We start from the raw sequence: 20,289 nt of genomic DNA on the forward strand, positions 1-20,289 counted from the left end.
ATGTTAATGCCTAAACGTGTTAAACACCGCAAGCAGCATCGTGGCCGTATGAAGGGCCAAGCTAAAGGTGGAACGACAGTCGCCTTTGGTGAATACGGATTGCAGGCCGTTGAGCCATCATGGATCACGAGCCGTCAAATTGAAGCAGCCCGTATTGCAATGACCCGTTACATGAAACGTGGCGGTAAAGTATGGATTAAAATCTTTCCTGATAAGCCGTACACTTCAAAACCCCTTGAAGTGCGCATGGGCTCCGGTAAAGGTGCTCCCGAAGGCTGGGTCGCAGTTGTTAAGCCAGGAAAAATTATGTTTGAAATAGCAGGTGTACCTGAAGAGGTTGCACGTGAAGCGTTGCGGCTTGCTTCTCATAAACTGCCGATTAAAACCAAATTCGTAAAACGTGAAGAAATTGGTGGTGAATCAAATGAAAGCTAATGAAATCAGAGAACTGACCACTGCCGAAATTGAACAGAAAGTCAAGTCGTCAAAAGAAGAGCTCTTTAATCTGCGCTTTCAATCTGCAACCGGACAGCTCGAAAATACTGCCCGTATCCGTCAGGTAAAAAAATCTATCGCCCGTATGAAAACAGTCATACGCCAGCGCGAACTGAGCATTAATAATTAACCCGAGAGGAGGTTGCCTCAATATGAGTGAGCGTAATAATAGAAAATCCTATACTGGCCGCGTTATATCGGATAAGATGGACAAAACTATTACCGTTGTCGTTGAGACATATAAATTTCATCAATTATACGGCAAACGTGTGAAGTACTCAAAGAAGTTCAAAACACATGATGAAAATAACCAAGCGAAAAATGGCGACGTTGTTCGGATCATGGAAACCCGTCCACTGTCAGCTACAAAACGTTTCCGTCTGGTTGAAATCGTTGAAGAAGCGGTCGTTATTTAAATAAGTTCGCTCGGAAGGTTATCCGCGAAGGGAGGTCACAGCGATATGATTCAACAAGAAACAAATTTAAAAGTTGCAGATAACTCTGGTGCCCGTGAAGTAAAAACCATCAAAGTTTTGGGCGGGTCCGGCCGAAAAACGGCTAATATTGGCGACGTCATTGTTTGTACGGTGAAACAAGCTACACCAGGAGGCGTTGTCAAGAAGAATGAAGTAGTCAGAGCCGTTATCGTCCGCTCTAAATCCGGCGTACGTCGTAATGATGGATCGTACATCCGTTTTGATGAAAATGCTGCCGTCATTGTACGTGATGATAAAGGACCGCGAGGCACCCGTATTTTCGGACCAGTTGCACGTGAATTACGTGATGCCAAGTTCATGAAAATTGTGTCTCTTGCTCCGGAAGTACTGTAGAAGAATGAAAAGCCTTGCCAAGGAGGTGCAGAAAGCATGCATGTAAAAAAAGGTGACAAAGTTAAAGTTATTTCCGGCAAAGACAGCGGAAAAGAAGGTTCCATATTAGAAGCCTACCCGAAAAAAGACCGTGTATTGGTGGAAGGCATCAACATGATTAAAAAACACGCTCAACCTTCACAGGACAACCCTCAAGGTGGCATCCTGAACCAGGAGGCGGCTATTCATGTTTCCAATGTCATGCCAATTGACCCGAAATCGGGTGAGCCGACACGGGTAGGATATGAAGTACACGATGGTAAAAAAACCCGTATCGCCAAAAAATCCGGTGAAGCATTAGATAAATAGTTCGCAGGTGAAAGGAGGGCTCTTGTATGAACGAACTAAAACGAAAATACCAAGATGAAATTAAACCATCCTTGATGAATAAATTTGAATATAATTCCGTCATGGAAGTGCCTCAAATTGAAAAAATCGTCGTCAATATGGGTGTCGGTGACGCTGTTCAAAACACAAAGGTTCTGGACAATGCGGTTGAGGAACTTGCGCTGATTACTGGTCAGAAACCCATTGTTACCCGTGCTAGAAAATCCATTGCCGGCTTTCGCCTTCGCCAAGGGATGCCGATTGGAGCCAAAGTGACGTTGCGGAATGAACGGATGTATGAGTTTTTGCACAAACTTATTGCCGTTTCGCTACCGCGTGTACGAGATTTCCGCGGTATTTCAAAAAAAGCATTTGACGGCCGTGGCAACTACACACTTGGTATAAAAGAACAGCTGATTTTCCCGGAAATCGACTATGATAATATAAGTAAAATACGGGGAATGGATGTCGTTATTGTGACCAGTTCCAATACGGACGAAGAGGCTAGTGAATTGTTGACTCAGCTTGGCATGCCTTTCCAGAAATAATTCGATGGCTAATCTTAAGGAGGGAAAATTTTGGCTAAAAAATCATTGATTGCGAAACAACAACGCCCGCAAAAGTTTAAAGTGCGTGAATACTCACGTTGTCAACGTTGTGGCCGCCCACATTCAGTGCTTCGCAAATTCAAATTGTGCCGTATATGTTTCCGAGAACTTGCCTATAAAGGCCAAATTCCAGGCGTCAAAAAAGCAAGCTGGTAAACCCCGATTCGGGAAGGAGGTAATGTAGTAATGGTTATGACAGATCCAATCGCAGATATGCTGACGCGCATTCGCAATGCCAATATGGTGCGACATGAAAAATTGGAGCTTCCGGCTTCCAAAATAAAAAAAGAAATCGCTGATATCCTCAAACGCGAAGGTTTTGTCCGTGAATATGAATTTGTTGAAGACGATAAACAAGGTATTCTGCGCATTTTCTTAAAATATGGCAACAAAGAAGAACGTGTCATTACAGGCCTTAAGCGCATCAGCAAACCGGGGTTGCGTGTGTACGCAAAAGCGGATGAAGTACCACGGGTGCTAAACGGCCTTGGTATCGCAGTTGTATCAACATCACATGGTGTTTTTACCGATAAAGAAGCACGCAATCGGGCCGTTGGCGGAGAAGTGCTTGCATATGTCTGGTAACATTTACTTTTAGAACAGGAGGTGGAAGGAATGTCCCGTATAGGAGTGAAACCGCTCGAAATCCCTGAGGGGGTTGAGGTTAAACTGGATGGAAATACTGTTACAGTAACAGGCCCTCAAGGTGAGCTAACAAGAAATATTCATCCGGAAATGAAAGTTGTAATTGACGATAACGTTTTGACTGTTGAACGTCCAAGTGAGCAAAAGGCGCATCGTGCATTGCACGGCACCACCCGCAGCCTGATCGCCAATATGGTTGAAGGTGTTCACAAAGGCTTTGAAAAAGCATTGGAGATCAACGGTGTCGGTTATCGAGCACAAAAACAGGGCGACAAGGTACTTGTGAATGCGGGGTATTCACACCCGGTGGAAGTTGAACCGGTTGAAGGCATTGACATTGACGTGCCACAAAACACAAGAATCGTTATTAAAGGCATTAATAAAGAACTAGTTGGTGCTGTTGCCGCCAAAATCAGAGCGGTCCGGCCGCCTGAGCCTTATAAAGGAAAAGGAATTCGTTACGAAGGCGAAAGTGTTCGACAAAAAGAAGGTAAGACAGCTAAGTAGGGTTAGTTAGGGAACAGAAAGGAGTGACCTGGATGATCACAAAACCGGACAAAAACGATTTGCGTAAAAAGAGACATGCACGAGTCCGCAAAAAAGTTTTCGGAACACAAGAGCGTCCACGTCTCAATGTGTACCGTTCCAATAAACACATTTATGCACAATTGATTGATGATATGGCGGGCGTTACTGTAGCTAGCGCATCAACAATGGATAATGAATTGAATTTGGAGGCCACTGGCAACGTGGAGGCAGCTGAAGAAACAGGGAAACTTGTTGCAAAACGTGCTCAAGATAAAGGTTATGGTTCGGTTGTCTTTGATCGTGGCGGTTATATTTATCACGGACGTGTAAAAGCACTAGCTGAAGCTGCACGTGAATTCGGCCTTGAATTTTAAACGTCAAATAAAGGAGGGACATAAATGAATACTAGCATTGATCCAAACAAGTTAGATCTTGAGGAACGTGTTGTCGCTATTAACCGTGTTGCAAAAGTTGTGCAAGGTGGACGGAATTTTCGTTTCGCGGCTTTGGTTGTTGTCGGGGACAAAAATGGCCATGTCGGTTTTGGGACAGGAAAAGCGAAAGAAGTCCCGGAAGCCATAAAAAAAGGCGTCGATGATGCAAAGAAAAACCTCATTGAAGTGCCTATTGTCGGCACAACCATTCCTCATCAAATACACGGTAAACATGGATCCGGTAATGTATTGATGAAGCCGGCCACAGAAGGTACCGGTGTAATTTCAGGCGGTCCGGTGCGTGCCATTCTTGAACTTGCAGGCGTGAGCGATATTCTGACAAAGTCATTGGGTTCTAATACACCAATTAATATGATTCACGCAACATTGAATGGTTTATCAAGTCTGAAAACAGCAGAAGATGTGGCCAGACTACGCGGCAAATCCATCGAAGAATTGTAAGGATAAGGAGGGAAAAAAATGTCCAAACAACTAGAAATAACCCTCATGCGCAGTATCATCGGCCGGACCGAAGCACAGCGTGAAACGGTTCAATCTCTGGGTCTGAAAAAAATTAATCAGTCCGTCGTACGGGAAGATACACCGGTTGTGCGAGGTATGATTGATAAAATATCACACATGGTAACCGTGAATGAACTCTAAAGACGATAAAGCGTAAGAGGAGGTGCACATATGAAACTTCATGAATTAAAGTCATCGGAAGGGACCCGTGAAAAGCGTAAACGTGTCGGCCGAGGTATGTCTTCTGGCCATGGCAAAACATCCGGAAGAGGTCATAAAGGGCAAAAAGCACGGGAAGGCAGCAGCACACGTACGGGTTTTGAAGGTGGTCAAATGCCATTGTTTCAACGTCTGCCTAAACGTGGTTTTACAAACATCAATCGCAAGGAATTTGCGATTGTCAATCTGGATACGTTAAATCGCTTTGACGAAGGCACAGAGATTACACCGGAGCTGTTACTTGAAGAAGGTGTCGTCAGCAAACCAAAATCCGGCATTAAAGTGCTTGGAAAAGGAAATGTTGAAAAGAAGTTCACAGTAAAAGCTCATAAGTTCTCTGCTTCCGCAAAAGAGGCAATTGAGGCAGCGGGCGGTCAAATAGAGGTGGTTTAATGTTCCGCACAATCTCCAACTTTATGCGCGTAGGCGATATCAGGCGGAAGATTATCTTCACCTTGCTTATGCTCATTGTTTTTCGCCTTGGTACATTTATTCCGGTACCATACACGAATAAAGAAGCGATTGACTTTATGAACCAGCAAAATGTTTTTGGCTTCCTGAATACATTCGGCGGCGGAGCATTAAAAAACTTTTCCATTTTTGCGATGGGAATCATGCCCTATATTACGGCATCCATTATCATGCAGTTATTACAGATGGATGTAGTGCCTAAATTTACGGAGTGGAAAAAACAAGGAGAAATGGGACGTAAGAAACTTGCTCAGATTACTCGATATGGAACTGTAGCGTTGGCATTTGTTCAGTCCATTGCCATGTCGATCGGCTTTAACGCAATGGCCGGCGGGATGCTAATTAGCAATCCAAGTGTATGGAAGTTTCTTATTATTGCCATCGTATTGACTAGTGGAACAACCTTTTTAATGTGGCTCGGTGAACAAATCACAGCCAATGGCGTCGGAAACGGTATCTCCATATTAATTTTCGCAGGTATCGTGGCAGCAGTTCCGAATGGTGTCAACCAGCTGTACAGTCAGTATTTCGTGGATGCCGGGGATGAGCTGTTTATTAATATAGTGATTGTGGCGCTGATTGCTTTAGTGGTAGTGGCTATCACAGCAGGCGTGATTTTTATCCAGCAGGCATTGCGCAAAATACCGATTCAATATGCGAAAAAGCTAGTGAACCGGTCACCGGTTGGCGGCCACTCCACCCATTTGCCGCTTAAAGTGAATGCAGCAGGTGTTATTCCAGTTATCTTTGCGATTGCGTTTATTATCGCACCGAGAACGGTAGCCGGGCTTTTTGAGGGCAATGAGATCGCTGCAACGGTCGAAACCATTTTTGACTATACACAGCCGGTGGGAATGATTATCTATGTTGCCTTGATTATTGCGTTTACGTACTTTTATACATTTGTTCAAGTCAATCCTGAACAAATGGCTGAGAATTTACAGAAGCAAGGCGGATACATTCCAGGCATTCGCCCTGGCAAAAACACGGAGACATACCTTACGCGTGTTATGTATCGTTTAACGTTTGTTGGATCAATTTTTTTGGCCGCAGTCGCTGTAATGCCGATTCTCTTAGGTGGTCTTGCCAATTTACCGCAAGCTGTAAGAATTGGCGGCACAAGCCTCCTTATTGTCGTAGGCGTTGCTTTGCAAACAATGAAACAGCTGGAAAGTCAGCTAGTGAAGCGGCATTACACTGGGTTTATCAAATAGAATGGCCGCTAATGAGAGCGAGGGGAATTTGTTGAATCTAATACTGATGGGCTTGCCTGGTGCCGGGAAGGGCACGCAGGCAGAAAAAATAAATGAGCACTATGACATCCCTCATATCTCAACGGGAGATATGTTCCGTTCAGCAATCCAGGAAGGAACTGAACTTGGACAGAAGGCAAAGCATTATATGGATCAGGGTGACCTTGTTCCGGATGATGTTACCACAGGCATTGTAAAAGAACGTTTAGGTAAGGATGACTGTAAGAACGGGTTTTTGTTGGATGGTTTTCCAAGAACCATTGCTCAAGCGGAAGCACTGGAATCTCTATTATCAGGTATGGATCAATCGATTGATTATGTCTTGCATGTGGATGTTCCCAAAGAGAATTTGGAGGATCGTCTGACAGGCCGCAGAATCTGTCCAGAATGTGGAACAGGCTATCACGTTATTTATAGTCCACCGAAGCAAAAGGGCATTTGTGACAAGGATGGTGCGGAGCTGATACAGCGTGAAGATGATCAGGCTGAGACAGTGACGAATCGTTTGAATGTCAATATGGAACAAATGGAACCATTACTGGATTTCTATAACAAAAAAGGGTATTTGATGACGATTAACGGCGATCAGGAAATCGATCACGTATTTCAGGATATCCAAGCAGCTATAGAAAAGCCGTAAGCATTTTTGACAAGTGCCGGCATAAATTGGATAGGAAGCCCCATTCGCGTTATAATAAAGTTCCGAGCAAATTAGGGATGACAGTGCCGTCCAATTTGGTTGATGTTTATCATATTATAAAAGCCTAAGCGAAGGTGATCGTTGTTGAACGAGGATGGTTCGATTCCGCGAATAGGTCAAGTTGTTCGTATTATGCAAGGACGCGAAGCAGGTCAATATGCGGTAGTGCTTCGTTTGATTGATAATCGTTATGTTCTGCTGGCAGACGGGGAAAAACGCAAATATGATCGACCTAAGAAAAAGAATTTGTATCATATTGAAGCGATGGATTATATTTCTCCGGAAGTCCAAAACAGCCTTCTGGAAACCGGTCGTGTCACAAATGGTAAATTACGATTTGCCATAACGAAATTTATGAATGAAGTGACTGATTTGAAGAAGGGAGACCAACACGATGGCTAAAGACGATGTTATTGAAATGGAAGGGACCGTAACCGAAACATTGCCTAATGCGACGTTTAATGTGGAGTTGAATAATGGCCATACGGTATTAGCTCATGTTTCCGGCAAAATCCGTATGCATTTCATCCGCATTTTACCAGGTGATAAGGTGACAGTAGAACTTTCACCGTATGACCTAACAAAAGGGCGAATTACGTACCGCTATAAGTAGGCGACACGAGCTCCGATATTAAAGGAGGTAAAGCTGATGAAAGTAAGAGCATCCGTAAAGCCAATTTGCGAAAAATGCAAAGTCATTAAACGAAAAGGCAAATTAATGGTGATTTGCGATAATCCAAAACACAAACAGAAACAAGGGTGAATCATCACCCACGCATGATGAAATTGACATGCGCTGTTTGGAAAGCAACAGTTGAACACACCGATTGTTGGACAGTTTTAATAATAGGAGGTGCGAAAACGTATGGCACGTATTGCAGGTATTGATATTCCACGTGATAAACGTGTTGTTATTTCACTCACTTATATTCACGGAGTTGCTGAAACCACTGCACAGGAAATCCTTAAAGAAGCCGGAGTATCCGAAGACACACGCGTCCGTGATTTGACAGAGGACGAACTGAGCAGCATCCGTAAAGCCATCGGTAACTTTACCGTTGAGGGTGACTTACGCCGTGAAACATCCCTGAATATTAAACGCCTTATTGAAATTGGTTCATACAGAGGCGTCAGACATCGTCGTGGATTGCCTATGCGCGGGCAAAAAACGAAAAATAACTCCCGCACACGTAAAGGACCGCGCCGCACGATGGCCAATAAGAAAAAGTAATGTAAAGGAGGTTTATCGCTATGGCTCGTAAACAAACGACACGCAAACGTCGTGTGAAAAAGAATATAGACACCGGTATAGCCCATATTCGGTCCACATTTAACAATACAATTGTGACCATTACGGATGTTAAAGGCAATTCCATCGGATGGAGTTCTGCCGGTGCACTTGGCTTTAAAGGTTCCCGTAAATCAACGCCATTCGCTGCACAGATGGCTGCAGAAACAGCTGCTAAAACAGCAGTTGAAAACGGGATGAAATCGTTGGAGGTAACCGTTAAAGGACCAGGAGCAGGTCGTGAAGCCGCTATACGTTCATTACAGGCAGCTGGATTGGATGTTACCACGATTCGTGATTTGACACCCGTTCCGCATAATGGCTGCCGCCCGCCAAAACGTCGTCGTGTATAATCATACCGTATAGAATTTGTCACACTGTCTATAATGGGTTATGATAGCTGAGAGTATATCGTTAAGAACGTATTTCGTTCATTGGAACAGTTTTTCTCAGCAAGACAGTGACAAACGTGTACGAAAAGGTCTTTAGCGCAGAAACGCCAACTGCCTATTTGAGGAATTTCGGTTAGACATTATTGGCTGTCTAACCGGGGTTTCGACGTTTTTAAGGAGGGTTTTGCAGAATGATCGAAATGGAAAAGCCGGGTATAGAATCGGTGGAAATTACTGATGATGCTACATTCGGGAAGTTCGTTGTCGAACCGCTTGAACGTGGATATGGTACTACTTTAGGAAACTCCTTGCGTCGTATCCTGCTATCCTCACTTCCGGGTGCTGCTGTTACCTCTGTTCAGATTGATGGGGTACAGCATGAATTTTCTACTATCAGCGGAGTTGTGGAAGATGTGACAACCATAATTTTGAACTTGAAAAAGCTTGCACTGAAAATATACTCTGATGATGAGAAAACCATGGAGATTGATGTGCACGGTGAAGGAAATGTTACAGCTGCTGATTTGACATACGACAGTGATGTGGAAGTTCTGAATCCCGATTTGCATATTGCAACGATTAACGGCAATGGATCGCTGCATATGAAAATTACAGCGGAACAGGGTCGCGGTTATCGCCCGTCCGAAGCCAATAAGTATGATGAACAGCCGATTGGTGTTATTCCAATAGATTCTATATTTACACCGGTATCACGCGTAACCTATCAGATTGAAAATACTCGCGTAGGACAAGTAACAAACTATGATAAACTGACAATGGATGTTTGGACCGACGGAAGCATCCGCCCTGAAGAAGCTGTCTCTTTAGGCGCGAAAGTTTTCAATGAACATCTTAATATCTTTATCGGACTGACAGATGAAGCGCAAAAGGCTGAAATCATGGTTGAGAAGGAAGAAGATCAAAAAGAGAAAGTCATGGAAATGACGATTGAAGAACTTGATCTATCTGTAAGATCTTATAATTGTCTGAAACGTGCCGGAATCAATACGGTTCAGGAGCTTTCAAACAAATCCGAAGAAGATATGATGAAAGTCCGCAACTTGGGTCGCAAATCACTGGAAGAAGTGAAAGTGAAACTGAATGATCTTGGCCTTGGATTGCGTGATGATGACTGATCAAACCTAAAACACCGCAAGTCTTCAGTTAGAAGGAGGGATATCCATGGCCAGAAAATTAGGTCGTAAAACAGATCATCGGATGGCTATGCTTCGAAATTTAACATCTGACGTGATCATCCATGAACGCATTGAAACAACCGAAGCTCGAGCAAAAGATTTGAGGTCAACTGTTGATAAAATGATTACGCTCGGTAAGCGTGGAGATCTTCATGCACGTCGTCAAGCAGTGGCTTTTCTCTATGATCAGGAAGCAAGTGAGGATGAAACGGTAATTCAAAAACTTTTCAATGACATTGCCGCACGCTATCAAGACAGACAAGGCGGCTATACACGTGTTCTTAAGCTGGGTCCTCGTCAAGGTGATGGAGCAAACATGGCAATCATTGAGCTAGTTTAATGAAGCTGAAACGCTAAGGGCAGGACAGAATCTCTTCCAAGAGGTGAATCCAGGCCCTTTTTTTGTAGCTGTTGACGTTTAGATTTGTGTTTGCTGCTTGTAAGTTAGTGATGATGGGTGAAGAGGTGGAGAACGTATGAGAAGTGGATTAGTTGAGTTTAGAAATGTGTCATTCAGGTACGGAGAGAATGAACATTGGGTGTTAAACGATTGCTCGTTTACCATTTATGAAAATGAGGCGGTTGCCATTATCGGTCATAATGGGTCGGGAAAATCAACCATCGCCAAACTGATGAATGGTCTTCTTTTTCCACAAAAAGGGGAGATTATCGTTAATGGGAAGCAAATTAATGCGGAAACCGTGTGGAACGTCCGGCAAGATGTCGGCATGGTTTTTCAAAATCCGGATAATCAATTTGTCGGGACAACCGTTCAGGATGATGTTGCTTTTGGTATGGAGAACCGTGGCATCCCCCGGGACGACATGCTGAAGCGCATAGACAATACATTAACATCTGTCGATATGCAGAGGTATCGGTTGACGGAACCGCACAAACTCTCAGGCGGGCAAAAACAGCGGGTGGCGATTGCCGGTGTTTTAGCCGTTTATCCCAATGTGTTGATTATGGATGAAGCAACAGCCATGCTTGATCCCAAGGGGCGAAAAGAAATTATGCGTACGGTAACGGATGTGCGTCAGAATCGTCATCTATCCCTGATCACGATCACCCATGATTTGCGGGAAGTTGTGGAGGCAGAACGCGTCATCGTTATGAATGAGGGCAAGGTTTGGGACGAGTCCACACCAAGAGGTATTTTTGCAAAAAAAACAGAACTGCGCAGCATTGGTCTGGATATTCCGTTCGTTGCTGTTCTTTCCGACGAGCTGCGTAAGGCTGGTGTGCCAATAACTCATGAAGCGCTGAATCAAGACGAATTGCTGGAGGAACTATGGATATCACGTTTAACCATGTAAGCTATATTTATCAGGCCAATACTCCTTTTGCCCATCGAGCTATTGATGATTTGTCTTTTCATATTCCCTCAGGTTCGTTTGCTGCGGTCATCGGTCATACGGGATCGGGCAAATCAACTTTGATTCAGCATTTGAACGGTCTTGTACGCCCGAGCAAGGGAGAAGTAACGATTGGCAATTACCGTTTGACACATAATAATAAACCAGCCGCTTTGAAGGCATTGCGCAGTCGTGTTGGCGTTGTTTTTCAATATCCCGAACATCAATTGTTCGAAGAGACGGTGAGAAAGGATATTGCATTTGGACCGAAGAATTTTGGTGTGTCCAATGACGACATCGATAAACGCGTTTCTGACATGGCGACGGACGTTGGATTGAGTGAGGAACTTTTAGAACGTTCCCCGTTTGATTTAAGCGGCGGCCAAATGCGGCGTGCAGCGATTGCGGGCGTTTTGGCCGTTAATCCAGACGTCCTTGTACTGGATGAGCCGACAGCGGGGCTTGATCCGCGCGGGCAGCAGGAAATGATGGACATGTTTTATCGTTTGCATAAACAGCAGGGTTTGACGACTGTCCTGGTGACGCACAGTATGGAGGATGCCGTTCGATACGCCGATCAAGTAATGATATTAAATAATGGCACAAAGTTTATGGAAGGAAAGCCGGAAGATGTGCTCACACAAAAACAAGCCCTTCACAGTGTTCAACTCGATGTACCCGAGATGGTGCAATTTTTACATGCGTTTAAGACGACATTTGGTAAAAATATACCTTTCCGGCGGCAGTCAGCTGCTGAATTGGCGAGTGAAATCAGAGAACGCATGAAAGAGGGTGACCAGCATGAATAATGGATTGATCATCGGCCAATATGTTCCCGGTGAATCCATTGTTCATCGGCTCGATCCACGCACCAAAATCACAGTCATTTTCTTTTTTGTGCTTATTGTATTTCTGGCCAATTCCGTCATAAGTTATAGCATGCTTGTGCTGTTTGCCCTGTTGAGTACGTTGACGACGCGCATTCCGATTCGTTTTATTTTAAAGGGTCTGACACCGGTTTGGTTTTTAATTGTATTCACGTTTATTCTGCATCTCATTGTCACCGATAAGGGAACGGTGTTGGTGGATATTGTTGGGTTTAATGTTTATTCAGGCGCACTTATTCAAGGTTTTGCTATATCCATAAGATTTTTCCTGCTTATTCTGGTGACGTCGCTTTTAACATTGACAACAACACCGATTGAAATCACAGATGCTATTGAAGACATGCTACATCCGCTGAAAAAAGTGAGGTTTCCCGTTCACGAGCTGGCATTAATGATGTCGATTTCACTAAGATTTATTCCGACGCTAATGCAGGAAACTGAAAAAATATCGAAAGCACAGGCATCACGTGGCGTTGATTTCCGTACAGGTCCGCTGAAAGAACGGATGAAGGCGATTGTTCCACTGCTCGTTCCGTTGTTCGTCAGTGCTTTTAAACGTGCTGAAGAACTGGCTATGGCGATGGAAGCACGCGGATATCAGGGTGGTGAAGGCCGTTCCAAACTTCGGGAGCTGAGACTTGGAAAACGGGATGCCTTGATTTATATCCTATTTATCGCTGTCGTTATCATTCTTCTTACAACGAGACATTACTAGAAAGGGGGTGGCAAGGATATGACAAAGATTAATTGCGAAATCAGCTACGATGGAACTCGGTTTTCAGGTTATCAGATCCAGCCCTGGTCCCGTACTGTTCAAGGGGAACTTGAAAAGGCTCTGGCTAAAATTCATAAGGGGGCACCCATCGGGATTCATGCCTCAGGCCGCACTGATAAAGGTGTACATGCCAAGGCACAAATGGCCCATTTTGAATCCATGTATAACTTGACACCGGCGGAATGGAAACGGGCTATTAATTCCTTGCTTCCCTCTGACATATACGTGAATGAGGCTATTGACGTTCCGGGATCATTTCACGCCCGATTTGACGTAGTGGAAAAAGAATATCGCTATTTTATCTGGAACGAACAGGAAAAAGATGTGTTTAAACAAAACTACGTATATCAATTTCCTTTTGCATTGGATATCTGTGCTATACAACAGGCTTGCAGGCATTTGGAAGGATCGCATGACTTTACGTCATTTTCATCTGCCAAAGCAGCTGTTAAGGGCAGCAAGGTACGGACGCTCTATGAGGTTTCCTGCCGCCGGGATGGCAACCAGATTGTGTTTGTTTTGCGCGGGGACGGCTTTTTATATCATATGGTCCGGATCATTGCGGGCACGCTTTTAGATGTTGGGCGAGGACGATTGCATCCGGAGTCTATGAAAGATATTTTTGCAAAAAGAGATAGGCAAGAGGCGGGGGACACACTGCCGCCGCAAGGTTTGTATTTATGGGATGTACGGTATGAACCAAGCGCATTTGCTGAATAAGACGACCTTGGCTTTGCCTTGGCCACACCCCTCACAACAGGTAATAGTATCATCCGAAATAATCATAAAGCCTTGACATTCAAATGGTTCTGATGTACGATTATTTTTGGCATTTTATTTTGTACCATGATTAGCCCCGTAAACTAATGATGAGGAACATATAAAACGAATACGATACGACATGACATTGAAAATGGAGGGAAGCACCATGCGCACAACTTTCATGGCGAATGAAAATAACATTGAACGCAAATGGCTTGTTGTGGATGCTGAAGGCAAACGTCTCGGCCGTTTGGCAAGTGAAATTGCCACCATCCTGCGCGGAAAGCATAAGCCAACGTACACACCACACATGGACACTGGTGACCATGTCATTATTATTAATGCTGAAAAGGTTCAATTGACTGGGAAGAAACTGACGGATAAAATGTATTATCGTCATTCCAACTATCCAGGCGGACTGAAAGCACGCTCTGCTAATGTGATGCGTTCAAGCTATCCGGAAAGGATGCTGGAGACAACGATAAAAGGCATGCTTCCAAACGGTTCGTTAGGCCGTAAAATGGGGAAAAAGCTGCACGTATACAAAGGCCCTGAGCATCAACATCAAGCACAAAAACCGGAAGCATATGAACTAAAAGGATAACAAAGGAGGTAAAATCATTGGCACAAGTTCAATATTATGGCACTGGACGTCGTAAGACATCAACGGCACGTGTTCGATTAGTTCCTGGCAATGGTCGTGTCGTCATTAATAAGCGCGATGCTGAAGAATATTTTCCATATGAAACACAACGCATTATTTTGAAACAGCCTTTGGCAGCCACTGAGACCGAGGGCACATATGACGTATTGGTAAACGTTGATGGCGGAGGATTCACCGGACAGGCCGGTGCTATTCGCCACGGTGTTGCCCGGGCACTTCTTAAAGCCGATCCGGAATACCGTGCAGCGCTTAAGCGCGAAGGGTATCTTACTCGTGATGCGCGCGAAAAAGAACGTAAGAAATATGGTCTTAGAAGCGCTCGTCGTTCTCCACAATTCTCGAAGCGTTAATAAGGCATTTTCTCAGCCCGTTATCCAACGTCGGATAACGGGTTTTTATATGATGTTGCTTCTATCATGTTGGTATGAATATAGTCTTTTCAAAAGCAATTGCTGCAAAAGAGTATTGAATTTGTTAAAAGAGAATGATAAAATAAGTTGAAAATGATTATCAGTTTCGACTTAACTTATAGAGGTATGGGGGTTGCATAATGTCTGAATTGGCAGTAGACCAAGTTGCAGTAGGTTATCCGGAAGCTCGTGTTATTAATAATTTAAGTGTCACAGTGCCGGAAAAACAAATTACATCCATCATAGGCCCGAACGGATGTGGTAAGTCCACACTGTTAAAGGCAATCGCCCGCGTGTTAAAAACAGAAAAAGGATCGGTATATCTTGATGGCCACATGATTCACCAATGGAAGACAAAAGATGTTGCCAAAAAGATGGCTATCCTGCCGCAATCGTCCGATGCTCCACCGGGTCTTACAGTGTTTGAACTCGTATCGTATGGTCGATTTCCGCATCAGAAAGGTTTGACGGGTTTGAAACGGTCAGACTATAAGTTTATTGATTGGGCGATTGAGGTCACGGGGTTGAGCGATCTTAAGGAACGTCCGGTAGATGAACTTTCGGGCGGACAGCGACAGCGTGTATGGATTGCCATGTCTCTTGCTCAGGATACAGACATACTCATTTTGGATGAGCCGACCACGTATCTTGATATGGCACATCAACTAGAAATATTAAGGCTTTTGAAGAATTTAAACATTGAACAGGAACGCACCATTGTCATGGTTTTGCATGACTTGAATCATGCATCACGCTTTTCCCACAATATGCTAGCTATGAAAGATGGGGACTTGTTGGTGGAAGGAACTCCTGAGCGAGTCATGACACGTGAGAATCTTTTTAACGTATTCGATATAGATGCACAATTAATGAGTTGCCCCTTCAGCAAACACCCTATTTGCTTAGCTTACGATCTTTGCGGTGAATGCAAGTTTAAGCAGGAACAGTAAGGGAGTAAACAAGGAGTCAGCACATGAAAGCCAAAAACATGACATTAGATAGAGAAAATAAACGTTCCCAACCCTTGGTCGCTGTCATAGTTCTGATAGCGGGGGTAATTGCCTTACTATTCTCCATCGGGTTTTCTATAACTGTTGGTGCCGCTGACATAGACTTGGAAACGGTGTGGCAGGCTATTTTTTTCTATAACAATGATTTAACCAATCATCAGATTATTCATGAACTGCGTTTTCCGCGTGTCCTGGGGGCAGCCTTGGTGGGGGCCGGTTTTTCAGTCGCCGGCTCGATTATGCAAGGGATGACTAGGAATCCATTGGGCGATCCCGGAATATTGGGACTGAATGCGGGTGCGACGTTTATGCTGGCTGTCTCGTTTGCCTTTATCCCGGGCTTATCATATATCTACATCGTATTGTTTTCGTTTGTTGGAGCGGGAATTGGCGCAGGCCTCGTATATGGTATTGGATCATTGGCCAAAGGCGGCTTGACACCGATGCGTCTGGTGCTTGCTGGTGCAGCGGTGACAGCTTTACTGACAGCCTTAAGTGAAGGGATCGCCATTTACTTTCACATTGGTCAGGATTTGGCGTATTGGACAGCGGGTGGTGTTTCCGGTACGGATTGGTTTAATTTGAAAATACTGGCTCCGTGGATGTTTGTAGGTTTTATTGGCTCCATCTTATTATCCAAATCGATTACGTTGCTGAGCCTAGGCGATAATGTGGCTGTAGGACTTGGGCAGCGAACTGGCGTTATTAAATTCTTTGGAGCTGTTATTGTACTCATACTCGCCGGAGCATCTGTTTCGGTTGTAGGCGCTGTCGGGTTTGTTGGACTGATTGTTCCGCATATTACCCGCTATCTTGTCGGTTATGACTATCGTTGGATTATTCCTAATGCCATTGTGCTTGGCGCATTGCTTGTTGTGTTATCCGACCTTGCTGCACGAAATGTCAACCCGCCGCAGGAGACCCCGATTGGTGCCTTGATCGCACTTATCGGTGTGCCATTCTTCCTTTACCTGGCAAGGAAAGGAGGAAAGGAATTATGACAAACCCATACATACCTTTGGGTCAAAAAAGACAAATGCGTAAAGTACTGGCTATTATCGTTTTACTGCTCATACTCATTATCTCAGCAATTATTATCAGCATGAATGTAGGCGAGATACGTCTAAGCCCATGGCGGGTTCTTCAAACCTTTATCGGTCTGGGAACAGCGGATGAGAGCTTAATTTTATTTGATTTTCGCTTGCCGCGTATCGTTCTATCGGTTCTTACAGGTATGGGGTTGGCGGTGTCCGGATGTATATTGCAGGGGATATCACGTAATGCACTCGCCGACCCGGGAATATTAGGTATCAATGCCGGCGCTGGACTGGTGGTTATGCTGTTTATTTTCTTCTATTCCGCGCCAACCGACGCGCCAGTGTTTTTTCTGCCCGTTTTGGCTCTTTTTGGTGCCGGGGCCACTGCGTTAGTGATTTATACATTAGCATTTAAGCAGGCAGAGGGCATTTCCCCGACACGACTGGTGCTCACCGGTGTTGCAGTACAGGCTGGCATTAGCGCAGCGATGATTGTTATGACATTGCAGCTTTCCCCGGAAGATTATCAATTTGTCGCCGTTTGGATGGCTGGAAGTGTATGGGGATCAAACTGGTCCTATGTACTGGCGCTTTTACCATGGATTTTGATACTGGTACCGTATGCTATGTCTAAATCAAGTGTGCTAAATACACTAAATCTGGGTGATATGCCAGCTATTGGCTTAGGTGCATCGATTGAAAAAGAACGACGGATATTACTTGCTGCAGCTGTCGGACTTGCCGGCGCCAGTGTTGCTGTGAGTGGTTCCATTGGTTTTGTCGGCTTGATTGGGCCGCATCTCGCCCGTCAGCTGGTCGGCTCCAAACATCAATATGTGATTCCGGTTACCGCTCTTCTCGGAGGTCTTTTGCTTGTTGTTGCCGACACATTGGGACGCTGGATTATGCAGCCAACTGAGATACCTGTGGGCATTGTTGTCGCAGTTATCGGTGCCCCATACTTTCTCTATTTACTCGCTAGATCGCGAGCTTGATCTTTTGAATATACGGGAGGACGAACAAATGAAAAAGCAACTAACCTTTATAATCATTATTCTATCATTATTGGTTGTTCTAGCCGCTTGTGGCGATGAAAACAATCCGGATAATAATACAAATAGTGATGACAAACAAGAAAATACAGATGAAACGAAAACATTTGCAGCCAAAAACGGTGATGTGGAAATCCCGAAAAATCCGAAAAACATTGTAACAAGTGACAGTTACATTGGGTATTTGCTGGCACTTGGCATCAAACCGGCAGGCACATCCGAATTTGGGTTAAATGTTCCTAATTTTGAAGGCATGCTAGATGACGTAAAAAGTTTTGGTGATCGGACGAACCCCTCGATTGAAAAAATATTCGATATCGATCCCGATTTAATTATTATAGGTAGCCATATTAAAGATGTCGAGCAACTGGAGAAGATAGCCCCGGTTGTTGTTATGGAGCGGAAAGGTTATAAAGACATGCTGCGGGACTTCGGTGAAATAACGGGCAAGCAGGATAAGGCATCCGCTTGGATTAATGATTGGGAAAAACGGATGGACGAATTGAAGCCTAAAGTTGAGAAAGTTATCGGCGACAAAACGATCTCCATTTTATCACCACACGCTAAGGGAGGCGTTTATGCCTGGGGAGATGAAAATGGTCGAGGCGGAGTCATTCTTTATAAAGGTTTTAATCGTAAAGCACCTGAACCGATTCAAAAACAGCTGTTGGAAACTGACGAGCGGTGGATGGACGTTTCCATGGAGAAGATTCCCGAATTCGCGGGTGATATTATTTTAACGGTACCGAACGACGGGGATGACGCGGATCCTTCAAAAGTTTATGACAACCCATTATGGAAGGATCTTCCGGCCGTCAAAAATGACCAAGTCTATCGTATTGACGATAAAGTAGGAAGTTCTTTTTCCGATCCGATAACACTGGAAAAACGACTCGATAAAATTGAAAAGCAAATTTTACAGCAATAGCTATGTACAGGGGGACCGATTTCGGTTCCCTTTTATGTATGTATTGGTTCGTACAAGCTCCCTCATGCTTATTGTGAAATGAAAATTCTATCTGAAAACTATTTTATTTCAATGCGTTTGCTTGTATTATAAAATTAATTGGCATGACAAAGGAGGGAGAGATTGTTTTGTTGAAGCAGTTGGACGCAGAAGCAGACGCAAAGGCCATTTTTTCGCTTTCCCAGTTTGCGTTTCAGTACACATTATCAGAAGAAGTTTTGCAATTTGAATTGCAAAAGGCTCGCGATCATATGATTTGGGGATGGATGACGGGCGATGAACTCGCGGCAAAATTGCATCTCATTCCATTGACGTGCTATATTAATGGACAACCATTTGCTATGGGTGGCGTCAGTGCAGTTGCAACATGGCCGGAGTATCGCAGGCAAGGGATGGTCAAACAGCTGCTGGAGCATGCCTTGCATTATATGCACCGGCATGGATGGACGGTGTCGTTTCTGCATCCGTTTTCGTTTGCTTTTTATCGAAAATATGGGTGGGAGCATGTCTTTTCGGAAAAGAAATACCATATCCGGATAACAACGCTGCAGCGTCCGCGGAACATCCATGGGTATGTCCGTCGTATAGGAGATGAGCTGGACGTATTGCAAGCCATCTATACCAAGTATGCAAAGGGCTTCAATGGGACGCTTGACCGTGATACGAAATGGTGGCAGCAGCGTGTTCTGGCAGACCATTTGCATAAAGCGGTTGCCTATTATCCTGATGGTACAGCGGACGGATATATGCTCTATTACGTGAAAAACAACATCATGTATGTTCACGAAATCGTATGTCAATCAATACATGCACAGCAATTGATGCTTCAATTTATTGCTGATCATGACTCTATGGCGGACACGGTGGAAATGACGGTTCCTGAATATGATCACTTGCCATTGCTTCTTGATGAGCCACGAATTGAGCAAACCATTCACCCATATTTTATGGCTCGGATTGTCGATGTTCCGTCGTTTTTGAAACATTATCCATTTCGGGATGCGGGTCAGATACATTTTCTATTACATATCGATGATGCTTTTCTCCCGGTGAACAATGGGACATATCATGTTTTGCAGATGGGATCGGAAACGACGGTGACCTGTCTGCCTGACTCCGGACAAAATCAGCCAGCGATTCATTGCCGTGTCGGTTACTTGGCTTCCATGCTGTTTGGGTACAAACGTCCCGGTGAGCTTTACCGGGCTGATCTAGTTCAGGGCGAAAAAGAAGCGATTGATCAGCTTGAATCCATCATACCGGATCGAGAACCGTATTTTCCGGATTTCTTTTAAACCATTCGGTATGTGCTAACCGATGTTGGCTGTACGGGTCAACAAGTTGCGCGACATAGAATGGAAACAGTTGCAGAAATATGATAATGTAAAGGAAAAGCATTTATAGACTAGACGGCCTGTCATGG

Annotated in this window: 33 protein-coding genes; all 33 read left to right on the forward strand. The window is 44.4% G+C overall.

Going from position 1 to position 20,289, the window contains the following annotated elements; translation table 11 throughout:
- The 33 genes from rplP to ABDZ72_RS04650 all read left to right on the forward strand — a co-directional run bounded on the left by rplP (nucleotide 1) and on the right by ABDZ72_RS04650 (nucleotide 20,161).
- Complete coding sequence (gene rplP / locus ABDZ72_RS04490) at nucleotides 1-435, forward strand: 50S ribosomal protein L16 (protein WP_343751423.1); 435 nt, start codon at nucleotides 1-3, stop codon at nucleotides 433-435.
- On the forward strand, nucleotides 425-625 hold the full coding sequence (gene rpmC, locus ABDZ72_RS04495) for a 50S ribosomal protein L29 (protein ID WP_343751424.1): 201 nt from the start codon (nucleotides 425-427) through the stop codon (nucleotides 623-625). The genes rplP and rpmC overlap by 11 nt, the downstream gene beginning before the upstream one ends.
- 22 nt (nucleotides 626-647) lie before the next feature.
- A complete protein-coding gene (gene rpsQ, locus ABDZ72_RS04500) occupies nucleotides 648-911 on the forward strand; it encodes a 30S ribosomal protein S17 (RefSeq protein WP_343751425.1) in 264 nt (87 codons plus the stop codon).
- Between the two features lie 45 nt (nucleotides 912-956).
- A complete protein-coding gene (gene rplN, locus ABDZ72_RS04505; protein ID WP_343751426.1) occupies nucleotides 957-1,325 on the forward strand; it encodes a 50S ribosomal protein L14 in 369 nt (122 codons plus the stop codon).
- Nucleotides 1,326-1,361: 36 nt separating this feature from the next.
- On the forward strand, nucleotides 1,362-1,673 hold the full coding sequence (gene rplX / locus ABDZ72_RS04510) for a 50S ribosomal protein L24 (RefSeq protein ID WP_343751427.1): 312 nt from the start codon (nucleotides 1,362-1,364) through the stop codon (nucleotides 1,671-1,673).
- A gap of 26 nt (nucleotides 1,674-1,699) precedes the next feature.
- A complete protein-coding gene (gene rplE / locus ABDZ72_RS04515; protein ID WP_343751428.1) occupies nucleotides 1,700-2,239 on the forward strand; it encodes a 50S ribosomal protein L5 in 540 nt (179 codons plus the stop codon).
- Between the two features lie 30 nt (nucleotides 2,240-2,269).
- The gene (locus tag ABDZ72_RS04520; protein ID WP_343751429.1) at nucleotides 2,270-2,455 is read left to right on the forward strand and encodes a type Z 30S ribosomal protein S14; all 186 of its coding nucleotides are present in this window, start codon (nucleotides 2,270-2,272) and stop codon (nucleotides 2,453-2,455) included.
- 30 nt (nucleotides 2,456-2,485) lie between these two features.
- Nucleotides 2,486-2,884 carry a 30S ribosomal protein S8 gene (gene rpsH, locus ABDZ72_RS04525; RefSeq protein WP_343751430.1) on the forward strand — a complete coding sequence of 133 codons (399 nt, stop codon included), beginning with the start codon at nucleotides 2,486-2,488 and terminating at the stop codon, nucleotides 2,882-2,884.
- A 30-nt stretch (nucleotides 2,885-2,914) separates the two neighbouring features.
- On the forward strand, nucleotides 2,915-3,451 hold the full coding sequence (gene rplF / locus ABDZ72_RS04530) for a 50S ribosomal protein L6 (protein ID WP_343751431.1): 537 nt from the start codon (nucleotides 2,915-2,917) through the stop codon (nucleotides 3,449-3,451).
- A gap of 32 nt (nucleotides 3,452-3,483) precedes the next feature.
- Nucleotides 3,484-3,846, forward strand: coding sequence for a 50S ribosomal protein L18 (gene rplR / locus ABDZ72_RS04535; RefSeq protein WP_343751432.1), 363 nt, complete (start codon nucleotides 3,484-3,486; stop codon nucleotides 3,844-3,846).
- 24 nt (nucleotides 3,847-3,870) lie between these two features.
- Entirely contained in the window at nucleotides 3,871-4,368 is a 498-nt protein-coding gene (gene rpsE / locus ABDZ72_RS04540; RefSeq protein WP_343751433.1) for a 30S ribosomal protein S5, read from the forward strand.
- A gap of 18 nt (nucleotides 4,369-4,386) precedes the next feature.
- Nucleotides 4,387-4,569: a 50S ribosomal protein L30 gene (gene rpmD / locus ABDZ72_RS04545; protein ID WP_343751434.1), complete on the forward strand. Its 183-nt coding sequence runs from the start codon at nucleotides 4,387-4,389 to the stop codon at nucleotides 4,567-4,569.
- 30 nt (nucleotides 4,570-4,599) lie between these two features.
- A complete protein-coding gene (gene rplO / locus ABDZ72_RS04550) occupies nucleotides 4,600-5,040 on the forward strand; it encodes a 50S ribosomal protein L15 (RefSeq protein ID WP_343751435.1) in 441 nt (146 codons plus the stop codon).
- A complete protein-coding gene (gene secY, locus ABDZ72_RS04555) occupies nucleotides 5,040-6,332 on the forward strand; it encodes a preprotein translocase subunit SecY (protein WP_343751437.1) in 1,293 nt (430 codons plus the stop codon). The genes rplO and secY overlap by 1 nt, the downstream gene beginning before the upstream one ends.
- Before the next feature lie 31 nt (nucleotides 6,333-6,363).
- Nucleotides 6,364-7,011, forward strand: coding sequence for an adenylate kinase (locus ABDZ72_RS04560; RefSeq protein ID WP_343751438.1), 648 nt, complete (start codon nucleotides 6,364-6,366; stop codon nucleotides 7,009-7,011).
- A gap of 144 nt (nucleotides 7,012-7,155) precedes the next feature.
- Nucleotides 7,156-7,473, forward strand: coding sequence for a KOW motif-containing protein (locus tag ABDZ72_RS04565; protein WP_343751439.1), 318 nt, complete (start codon nucleotides 7,156-7,158; stop codon nucleotides 7,471-7,473).
- Nucleotides 7,466-7,684 carry a translation initiation factor IF-1 gene (gene infA, locus ABDZ72_RS04570; RefSeq protein WP_343751440.1) on the forward strand — a complete coding sequence of 73 codons (219 nt, stop codon included), beginning with the start codon at nucleotides 7,466-7,468 and terminating at the stop codon, nucleotides 7,682-7,684. The genes ABDZ72_RS04565 and infA overlap by 8 nt, the downstream gene beginning before the upstream one ends.
- Before the next feature lie 36 nt (nucleotides 7,685-7,720).
- The gene (gene rpmJ, locus ABDZ72_RS04575) at nucleotides 7,721-7,834 is read left to right on the forward strand and encodes a 50S ribosomal protein L36 (RefSeq protein ID WP_176449720.1); all 114 of its coding nucleotides are present in this window, start codon (nucleotides 7,721-7,723) and stop codon (nucleotides 7,832-7,834) included.
- A 102-nt stretch (nucleotides 7,835-7,936) separates the two neighbouring features.
- Nucleotides 7,937-8,302: a 30S ribosomal protein S13 gene (gene rpsM / locus ABDZ72_RS04580; protein ID WP_343751443.1), complete on the forward strand. Its 366-nt coding sequence runs from the start codon at nucleotides 7,937-7,939 to the stop codon at nucleotides 8,300-8,302.
- 20 nt (nucleotides 8,303-8,322) lie between these two features.
- A complete protein-coding gene (gene rpsK, locus ABDZ72_RS04585) occupies nucleotides 8,323-8,712 on the forward strand; it encodes a 30S ribosomal protein S11 (RefSeq protein ID WP_343751444.1) in 390 nt (129 codons plus the stop codon).
- A gap of 230 nt (nucleotides 8,713-8,942) precedes the next feature.
- A complete protein-coding gene (locus tag ABDZ72_RS04590) occupies nucleotides 8,943-9,887 on the forward strand; it encodes a DNA-directed RNA polymerase subunit alpha (RefSeq protein ID WP_343751445.1) in 945 nt (314 codons plus the stop codon).
- 46 nt (nucleotides 9,888-9,933) lie between these two features.
- On the forward strand, nucleotides 9,934-10,287 hold the full coding sequence (gene rplQ / locus ABDZ72_RS04595) for a 50S ribosomal protein L17 (protein ID WP_343751447.1): 354 nt from the start codon (nucleotides 9,934-9,936) through the stop codon (nucleotides 10,285-10,287).
- 136 nt (nucleotides 10,288-10,423) lie between these two features.
- On the forward strand, nucleotides 10,424-11,263 hold the full coding sequence (locus ABDZ72_RS04600) for an energy-coupling factor ABC transporter ATP-binding protein (protein ID WP_343751448.1): 840 nt from the start codon (nucleotides 10,424-10,426) through the stop codon (nucleotides 11,261-11,263).
- Nucleotides 11,239-12,111, forward strand: coding sequence for an energy-coupling factor ABC transporter ATP-binding protein (locus tag ABDZ72_RS04605; RefSeq protein ID WP_343751450.1), 873 nt, complete (start codon nucleotides 11,239-11,241; stop codon nucleotides 12,109-12,111). The genes ABDZ72_RS04600 and ABDZ72_RS04605 overlap by 25 nt, the downstream gene beginning before the upstream one ends.
- Nucleotides 12,104-12,904, forward strand: a complete 801-nt coding sequence (locus ABDZ72_RS04610; RefSeq protein ID WP_343751452.1) for an energy-coupling factor transporter transmembrane component T family protein — start codon at nucleotides 12,104-12,106, stop codon at nucleotides 12,902-12,904. Before ABDZ72_RS04605 ends, ABDZ72_RS04610 begins: the two co-directional genes overlap by 8 nt.
- An 18-nt stretch (nucleotides 12,905-12,922) precedes the next feature.
- The gene (gene truA, locus ABDZ72_RS04615; protein ID WP_343751453.1) at nucleotides 12,923-13,684 is read left to right on the forward strand and encodes a tRNA pseudouridine(38-40) synthase TruA; all 762 of its coding nucleotides are present in this window, start codon (nucleotides 12,923-12,925) and stop codon (nucleotides 13,682-13,684) included.
- A 208-nt stretch (nucleotides 13,685-13,892) separates the two neighbouring features.
- Nucleotides 13,893-14,330: a 50S ribosomal protein L13 gene (gene rplM / locus ABDZ72_RS04620; protein WP_343751454.1), complete on the forward strand. Its 438-nt coding sequence runs from the start codon at nucleotides 13,893-13,895 to the stop codon at nucleotides 14,328-14,330.
- Between the two features lie 17 nt (nucleotides 14,331-14,347).
- Nucleotides 14,348-14,740, forward strand: a complete 393-nt coding sequence (gene rpsI, locus ABDZ72_RS04625) for a 30S ribosomal protein S9 (protein WP_343751455.1) — start codon at nucleotides 14,348-14,350, stop codon at nucleotides 14,738-14,740.
- A 200-nt stretch (nucleotides 14,741-14,940) separates the two neighbouring features.
- Nucleotides 14,941-15,750 (forward strand): ABC transporter ATP-binding protein, encoded by an 810-nt coding sequence (locus ABDZ72_RS04630; protein WP_343751456.1) that lies wholly within the window; start codon nucleotides 14,941-14,943, stop codon nucleotides 15,748-15,750.
- Between the two features lie 23 nt (nucleotides 15,751-15,773).
- A complete protein-coding gene (locus ABDZ72_RS04635) occupies nucleotides 15,774-16,811 on the forward strand; it encodes a FecCD family ABC transporter permease (protein WP_343751457.1) in 1,038 nt (345 codons plus the stop codon).
- Entirely contained in the window at nucleotides 16,808-17,842 is a 1,035-nt protein-coding gene (locus tag ABDZ72_RS04640; protein WP_343751458.1) for a FecCD family ABC transporter permease, read from the forward strand. The genes ABDZ72_RS04635 and ABDZ72_RS04640 overlap by 4 nt, the downstream gene beginning before the upstream one ends.
- Before the next feature lie 28 nt (nucleotides 17,843-17,870).
- The gene (locus ABDZ72_RS04645) at nucleotides 17,871-18,827 is read left to right on the forward strand and encodes an ABC transporter substrate-binding protein (RefSeq protein ID WP_343751460.1); all 957 of its coding nucleotides are present in this window, start codon (nucleotides 17,871-17,873) and stop codon (nucleotides 18,825-18,827) included.
- Between the two features lie 167 nt (nucleotides 18,828-18,994).
- Nucleotides 18,995-20,161: a GNAT family N-acetyltransferase gene (locus ABDZ72_RS04650; protein WP_343751461.1), complete on the forward strand. Its 1,167-nt coding sequence runs from the start codon at nucleotides 18,995-18,997 to the stop codon at nucleotides 20,159-20,161.
- Nucleotides 20,162-20,289: the final 128 nt, after the last annotated feature.

The sequence above is a fragment of the Lentibacillus halophilus genome, assembly GCF_039522485.1.
Taxonomy (GTDB): domain Bacteria; phylum Bacillota; class Bacilli; order Bacillales; family Amphibacillaceae; genus Lentibacillus; species Lentibacillus halophilus.